The organism is Mycobacterium sp. DL592 (assembly GCF_011694515.1).
In the GTDB taxonomy this organism is placed as follows: Bacteria; Actinomycetota; Actinomycetes; order Mycobacteriales; family Mycobacteriaceae; genus Mycobacterium.
The window spans coordinates 2,222,231-2,229,200 of record NZ_CP050192.1 but is presented as its reverse complement, the minus strand read 5'-3'; the positions used below and the strand labels follow the sequence as shown (position 1 = coordinate 2,229,200).

General features: G+C 69.2%; 7 protein-coding genes. All 7 read left to right on the top strand.

Going from position 1 to position 6,970, the window contains the following annotated elements; all coding sequences use genetic code 11:
* The first annotated feature begins 120 nt into the window (after positions 1-120).
* The 7 genes from HBE64_RS10810 (at position 121) to steA (ending at position 6,939) form a co-directional block, all read left to right on the top strand.
* Positions 121-960 (top strand): tetratricopeptide repeat protein, encoded by an 840-nt coding sequence (locus tag HBE64_RS10810; protein ID WP_167101467.1) that lies wholly within the window; start codon positions 121-123, stop codon positions 958-960.
* A 1-nt stretch (position 961) separates the two neighbouring features.
* Positions 962-1,987 (top strand): HAD-IIA family hydrolase, encoded by a 1,026-nt coding sequence (locus HBE64_RS10805; RefSeq protein ID WP_167101464.1) that lies wholly within the window; start codon positions 962-964, stop codon positions 1,985-1,987.
* Positions 1,988-1,995: 8 nt separating this feature from the next.
* Entirely contained in the window at positions 1,996-2,172 is a 177-nt protein-coding gene (locus HBE64_RS10800; RefSeq protein ID WP_167101461.1) for a hypothetical protein, read from the top strand.
* A 7-nt stretch (positions 2,173-2,179) separates the two neighbouring features.
* Entirely contained in the window at positions 2,180-2,989 is an 810-nt protein-coding gene (locus tag HBE64_RS10795; RefSeq protein ID WP_167101458.1) for a TlyA family RNA methyltransferase, read from the top strand.
* Positions 2,986-3,897 (top strand): NAD kinase, encoded by a 912-nt coding sequence (locus HBE64_RS10790; RefSeq protein ID WP_167101455.1) that lies wholly within the window; start codon positions 2,986-2,988, stop codon positions 3,895-3,897. The genes HBE64_RS10795 and HBE64_RS10790 overlap by 4 nt, the downstream gene beginning before the upstream one ends.
* Positions 3,898-3,904: 7 nt before the next feature.
* Positions 3,905-5,662 (top strand): DNA repair protein RecN, encoded by a 1,758-nt coding sequence (gene recN / locus HBE64_RS10785; protein WP_167101452.1) that lies wholly within the window; start codon positions 3,905-3,907, stop codon positions 5,660-5,662.
* A gap of 92 nt (positions 5,663-5,754) precedes the next feature.
* Entirely contained in the window at positions 5,755-6,939 is a 1,185-nt protein-coding gene (gene steA / locus HBE64_RS10780) for a putative cytokinetic ring protein SteA (protein WP_167101449.1), read from the top strand.
* Positions 6,940-6,970: the final 31 nt, after the last annotated feature.

The following is a 6,970-nucleotide window of genomic DNA, read 5'->3' as shown; positions in this document are numbered from 1 at the left end:
CATTAGGAAACGCCCCCCGAGCAATCGGGGGGCGTTTCTCTATTCCTAATTGAATTGAATTCCGCGTATTCGAACAATGCCGAATTGTGGGTCTCTCGGTGCTGCCCGTATCCTTTACAGGTGGTTGACGACAGGCAAGGTAATTCCGGTGGACGTCCCGCGCGGCGCCCCTCCGGTGCAGGCGGTGCTTCGGGCCGCGACCGTCGCGGCCCCAAGGCTCCGTACCGTTCCGGTGGCGGACGGGCGCGCCAGGCCCAACCGCACTATCCGCCCGACGCCCAGGACACGGCGGCCCGGCCAAGCGGCCCGACGATCCCGGCGTCCATCGAAGCTAAACAGCTCGCGCCCGAAATCCGCCGTGAGCTCTCAACTTTGGACAAGACGACCGCGGACACGGTGGCCCGCCACCTCGTCGCTGCAGGCGAACTGATCGACGAGGACCCCGAGGCTGCACTGGCCCACGCGCAGGCCGCCCGCGCCCGTTCCGGCCGCATCGCCGCCGTGCGCGAGGCTGTCGGTATTGCGGCCTACGAGTGCGGTGATTGGGCTCAGGCGCTGTCGGAGTTCCGCGCCGCCCGTCGGATGGGCAGCAAATCCCAACTGCTGCCGCTGATTGCGGACTGCGAGCGCGGTGTCGGACGTCCCGAGCGTGCCATCGAATTGGCCCGTAGCGCCGAGGCGGCCGAACTCACCGGCGACGACGCCGACGAGATGCGGATCGTCGCCGCCGGCGCCCGCGCCGACCTCGGCCAGCTCGAGCAGGCCCTGGCACTGCTGTCGAGCCCGCAACCGGATTCCTCCCGCACCGGGACCACCGCCGCCCGGCTGTTCTACGCCTACGCCGAGGCGCTGCTGGCACTCGAGCGCAACGACGACGCGCTGCAGTGGTTCATCCATGCCGCAGCCGCCGACGTCGACGGTGTCACCGACGCCGAAGAGCGGGTCAGCGAGCTTGCCTGACGTGACAACACTTGTGCAGCAACATGATTGCCTGCTACTCGACCTCGACGGCACCGTCTTTCGGGGCCACGAGCCCACCGAAGGAGCCATCGAGGCGCTGGAGACGGCCGACACCCGCACATTGTTCGTCACCAACAATGCGTCTCGAGCCGCCGACGAGGTGGCCGAGCATCTGCGTGAACTCGGCTTCACCGCGACCGCCGACGACGTGGTGACCAGTGCGCAAAGCGCCGCCGGTCTGCTCGCACAGCAGCTGCCACCCGGGGCAAAAGTCCTCGTCGTGGGAACTGATGCCCTCGCCGGTGAGGTGGCCGCGGTCGGCCTGCAGCCGGTGCGCCTTTTCGCTGATGATCCCGTGGCGGTGGTGCAGGGACACTCGACGACCACCGACTGGCCGATCCTTGCCGAGGCCGCACTGGCGATTCGGGCGGGAGCCCTGTGGGTGGCGGCCAACGTGGACCGCACGTTGCCGACTGAACGCGGCCTGTTGCCGGGCAACGGTTCGATGGTCGCGGCGCTGAAAACCGCCACCGATGCCGAGCCGCAGGTCGCCGGCAAGCCGGCGCCGGCGCTGATGCGGGATGCTCTGGCCCGCGGCACATTCCACACACCGCTGGTGGTCGGCGACCGCCTCGACACCGACATCGAAGGTGCCAATGCCGCGGATCTGCCGAGTCTCATGGTGCTGACCGGGGTCAACAATGCCGCCGACGCGGTCCACGCGCGTCCTGAGCAACGCCCCACCTTGATCGCGGCGGATCTTCGCGATCTCCACAGCGAGGCCGCGGCCCTGGCGGTCGCGGCCCACCCGGCGTGGCGGGTCGAGGTCAGCGGGGCGACGGTGACTGTCTTCGCCGGCGGCAGCGGCCCGGTGGATGACGAGCTGTCGGTGGTCCGTGCGACCGCTCGTGCGGTCTGGGATGCATCCCCGGACGGCCGCGCCGTCACCGTCATCGCGGGGGACGACACCGCCCGCGCCGCGCTGGAGCGCTGGGCGCTGCTGGCGGCGGTTGATCGGCTAGCGTGAACGGTGAGATGACCACCGATCCTGAACAGATTCGCGCCGAGATCGATGCTGTCCTGGCCGAGTTGCCTAGCGTCGACTCCGAGCATGCAGACTTCGACGTCGTCGATATCGACGACGTCGGCCGCGGTCTCGAGGAAGCGCACCAGATCCTGGTCCGTGCGCTGGAGTCGGTGGAGAAAGGCTGAGGTCAGCGTGACGCGGCGTGCCCGGGTTGACGCAGAACTGGTCCGTCGTGGCCTGGCGCGGTCGCGCCAGCAGGCGGCCGAACTCATCGGCGCCGGCCGCGTCAGCATCGACGGTATGCCTGCGGTGAAACCGGCGACGGCGGTGTCGATCACCGCCAACCTCACCGTGGAGAGCGACGGCGAGAAGACCTGGGTGTCGCGCGGCGCCCACAAACTCATCGGCGCGCTGGACACGTTCGCCATCGACGTGACCGGCAGGCGGTGCATGGACGCCGGCGCCTCGACAGGCGGCTTCACCGAGGTGCTGCTGGATCGCGGCGCCGCCGAGGTCGTCGCCGTCGACGTCGGGTACGGGCAGCTGGCGTGGTCGCTGCGCTCCGATCCGCGGGTGCGGGTGATCGAGCGGACCAATGTGCGGGATCTGAGCTTCGAGGCCATCGGTGGTCACGTCGGCATCGTGGTCGCCGATCTGTCGTTCATCTCGCTGGCCACGGTGTTGCCTGCGCTGACTGCATGCGCCGATCCGGGCGCCGATATCGTTCCCATGGTGAAGCCCCAGTTCGAGGTCGGCCGCGACCAGGTGGGGTCCGGAGGCGTCGTCTCCGATCCGCAGTTGCGCGCTACCGCGGTACTGGCCGTTGCCGCCCGCGCCGAAACGCTGGGCTGGCAGACCGTCGACGTGACCGCCAGTCCGTTGCCCGGCCCGTCGGGCAATGTCGAATACTTCCTGTGGTTGCGCGCCCAGACCGATCGCGCGCTGGTGGGAACCGAACTTGACGCCGCGGTGCGCCGCGCCGTCGCGGAAGGACCGCAATGACTCAGGAGCGGGTGATCCTGCTCGTCGTGCACACCGGCCGCGACGAGGCCACCGACACCGCACGCCGCGTCGAAAAGGTGTTGAGCGACAATGGAATCGCGTTGCGCGTCCTGTCCGCCGAGGCCGTCGACCGAGGGGCGCTGCACCACGATCCGGCCGAGGTGCAGGGGCTCGAGGTGGTCGACGCCGACGAGCGTGCCGCCGAAGGCTGTGAACTGGTCCTGGTGCTCGGCGGTGACGGAACATTCCTGCGCGCAGCCGAACTGGCCCGCAACGCCGAGATCCCGGTCCTCGGCATCAACCTCGGGCGCATCGGTTTCCTGGCGGAGGCCGAGGCCGAAGCCATCGACACCGTGCTGGACCACGTCGTGGCCCGCACCTACCGCGTCGAGGAGCGGATGACGCTCGATATCGCGGTGCGGGTCGAGGGCAAGGTCGTGTCGCGCGGCTGGGCACTCAACGAGGCCAGCCTGGAGAAGGGCACCCGGCTTGGCGTGATCGGCGTCGTCCTGGAGATCGACGGCAGGCCGGTGTCGTCCTTCGGCTGCGACGGCGTGCTCGTGTCGAGTCCGACCGGTTCCACTGCATACGCCTTCTCGGCCGGCGGCCCCGTGGTGTGGCCCGACCTGGAGGCAATCCTGGTGGTGCCCAACAACGCCCACGCGTTGTTCGCCCGGCCGATGGTCACCAGCCCGCACGCGACGATCGCGATCGAGATCGATGCCGACAGCCACGACGGGTTGGTGCTGTGCGACGGCCGCCGCGAGATGCGGCTACCGGCCGGCGGGCGCCTCGAGGTGACCAAGTGCAGCACCCCGCTGAAATGGGTGCGGTTGGACAGCGCCCCGTTCACCGACCGTCTGGTGCGCAAGTTCCGCCTGCCGGTCACCGGCTGGCGCGGACGGTAACCCGACGATGCTGGCCGAGATACGGATCCAGGCGCTGGGTGCGATCAGCGCCGCGACCGCCGAGTTCGACAAGGGCCTGACCGTGCTCACCGGCGAGACCGGCACCGGCAAGACGATGGTGGTGACCGGCCTGCACCTGCTCGGCGGCGCGCGGGCCGATGCCACCCGGGTGCGTTCGGGTGCCGATCGGGCTGTCGTGGAGGGCCGTTTCACCACCGACGACCTCGACCCGGCCACCGCCAGGCAGATCGACGAGATCCTCGACTCCTCCGGTGCCGACCGCGACGACGACGCCAGCATCATCGCGCTGCGCTCGGTCAGCCGCGACGGGCCGTCGCGAGCCAACCTCGGCGGCCGTAGTGTGCCGGCGAAGTCGCTGACCGCTTTCACCAACGGTCTGCTCACCCTGCACGGCCAGAACGATCAGCTCAGGCTGATGCGGCCGGACGAACAGCGTGGCGCACTGGACCGCTTCGCCGGCGTCGAGGCCAAACTCGAGCGCTACAAGAAGGTCCGCAACGAGTGGCAGGTCGCGCGCCGTGACCTGGTCGACCGCATCAACCGGGCTCGGGAACTCGCCCAGGAGGCCGACCGGCTGAAGTTCGCGCTCACCGAGATCGACGGCGTCGACCCCAAACCCGGCGAGGACGAGTCGCTGGTCGCCGACATCCGTCGGCTCTCCGAGCTCGACGCGTTGCGGGAGGCCGCCGCCGGTGCGCGCGCCGAACTGTCTGCGTCGGACGACGTCTCCGAGGGCCAACCACATTCGGCCACCGACAGTCTCGGCCGGGCCATCGCCGCGCTGCAGTCCACCGACGACGCCGTGCTGGCCGCGCTGGCCCGCCAGCTCACCGAGGTGCTGACCGTCGTCGGCGATGCCGCCCGGGAGCTCAGCGACTTCCTCGGTGAGCTCCCCAGCGATGCCAGCGCGCTGGAGACCAAACTCGCCCGGCAGGGCGAGCTGCGCAGCCTGACCCGCAAGTACGCCGCCGACGTCGACGGTGTGTTGCGCTGGGCCGCCGAGTCGCGCGAGCGCCTTGCCCAGCTCGACGTCTCTGAGGAGGCGCTCAGCGGGCTGGCGCGCCGGGTCGAGGAGCTGGCGGGACAGGTGGCCGCGGCGGCCGGTGAACTCACCAAGGTCAGGACCAAGGCGGCCAAGGGACTGGCCAAGGCGGTGACCGCCGAACTCGCCGGGCTGGCGATGGCCGACGCCGACTTCACCGTCGAGGTGTCGGCGCTGCCCGCCCGCGATGACGACAGTGCGCCGCTGCGGTTGCCGTCCGGGCAGGTCGTGCATGCCGGTGCGGACGGGGTCGATCTGGTGGAATTCGGCTTCACCGCCCACCGCGGCACCGACGTGTTGCCGCTGAACAAGAGTGCCTCCGGCGGTGAGCTGTCCCGGGTGATGCTGGCGCTGGAGGTGGTACTGGCCGCCTCGGCCGAGGGAACAACCATGGTGTTCGACGAGGTCGACGCCGGTGTGGGTGGCCGGGCGGCAGTGCAGATCGGCCGACGGCTGGCGCGGCTGGCGCGCAGCCACCAGGTCATCGTCGTCACCCACCTGCCGCAGGTGGCCGCCTACGCCGACACCCACCTGGTGGTCGAGTCCGGGCGCAACGGGGCCAGCGAGGTGCGCAAGCTGGACACCGAGCAGCGGGTGGCCGAGCTGGCGCGGATGCTGGCCGGGCTGGGGGAGTCCGACACCGGGCGGGCCCACGCCCGCGAGTTGTTAGCAGCCGCGCAGGAGGACGACGCCGCAACCTGATCGTGTTGCTGATGTGACAGTTTGTGACTTGTGGGGCTGGTGTTACGGCGCGCCTCCGTCGATTAGCGCATCCTCGCCGACAGAATCGGCCCATGAAGATGTCAGCGCTCCTCTCGCGAAATACCAGTGCACGCCCAGGTGTGACCGGGACAGCCCGCGTCGACCGCGACATCGATCGGCTGCTGCGCAGGGTCGGCGAGGGCGACATCGTCGTGCTGGACATCCTCGATCTGGACCGGATGACCGCTGACGCTCTGGTGGATGCCCGCGTTGCCGGAGTGGTCAACGCCTCGCCGTCGATCTCGGGTCGCTATCCGAACTTGGGCCCCGAGGTGCTGGTGGCCAACAACATCGCCCTGATCGACAGTGTCGGCGACGAGGCTTTCAAGAAGATCAAGGACGGCGCCAAGATCCGTCTGCACAACGGCGGGGTGTACGCCGGCGACCGCCGCCTGGTCCATGGTGTCGAGCGCAGTGACGAAGAGATCGCCGACCTCATGCAGGACGCCAAGACCGGGCTCGTCGCGCATCTGGAAGCCTTCGCCGGCAACACGATCGAGTTCATCCGCAGCGAGAGCCCGTTGCTCATTGACGGAATCGGCATCCCCGACATCGACGTGGACGTCTTCCGCCGTCACGTCGTGGTCGTAGCCGACGGGCCTGGCGCCGAGGAGGACCTCAAGGCCCTCAAACCGTTCATCAAGGAGTACCAGCCAGTGCTTGTGGGCGTCGGCGGCGGCGCCGACATCCTGCACAAGGGCGGCTACCGGCCCGCGCTGATCGTCGGCAATCCCGATTCGATCAGCGCCGACGCTCTCAAGTGTGGCGCCCAGGTGGTGCTGCCTGCTGACGCCGACGGCCACGCTGTCGGCCTGGAGCGCATCCAGGACCTCGGCATCGGGGCGATGACGTTCCCGGCCGCCGGTTCGGCCGCCGACCTGGCGCTGCTGCTCGTCGACCATCACGGGGCGTCACTGATCGTCACTGCCGGACACTCGGCGACCATCGAGGAGTTCTTCGACCGCTCCCGCCAGCAGAGCAACCCCTCGACCTTCCTCACCCGGCTCAAGGTCGGCGAGAAGCTGGTCGACGCGAAAGCCGTAGCCACCCTGTACCGCAACCACATCTCGGGTGGCGCGATCGCCATGTTGATCCTGGCGGTGCTGTTCGCGATCATCGCAGCGCTGTGGGTGTCGCGCGCCGACGCGGTGGTCATCGACTGGATCGTGACCTACTGGAACCGCTTCACGGTGTGGGTGCAAGGCTGGGTGACCTAGCCCGGCCGCAGAGCAGAAAGGCTCATCGGCT

What these genes read in the sequence shown, in the direction of transcription:
- HBE64_RS10800 (WP_167101461.1), top strand. Translation starts at nt 1,996, where the DNA reads ATGACCACCGATCCTGAACAGATTCGCGCCGAGATCGATGCTGTCCTG.
- HBE64_RS10790 (WP_167101455.1), top strand. Translation starts at nt 2,986, where the DNA reads ATGACTCAGGAGCGGGTGATCCTGCTCGTCGTGCACACCGGCCGCGAC.
- recN (WP_167101452.1), top strand. Translation starts at nt 3,905, where the DNA reads ATGCTGGCCGAGATACGGATCCAGGCGCTGGGTGCGATCAGCGCCGCG.
- steA (WP_167101449.1), top strand. Translation starts at nt 5,755, where the DNA reads ATGAAGATGTCAGCGCTCCTCTCGCGAAATACCAGTGCACGCCCAGGT.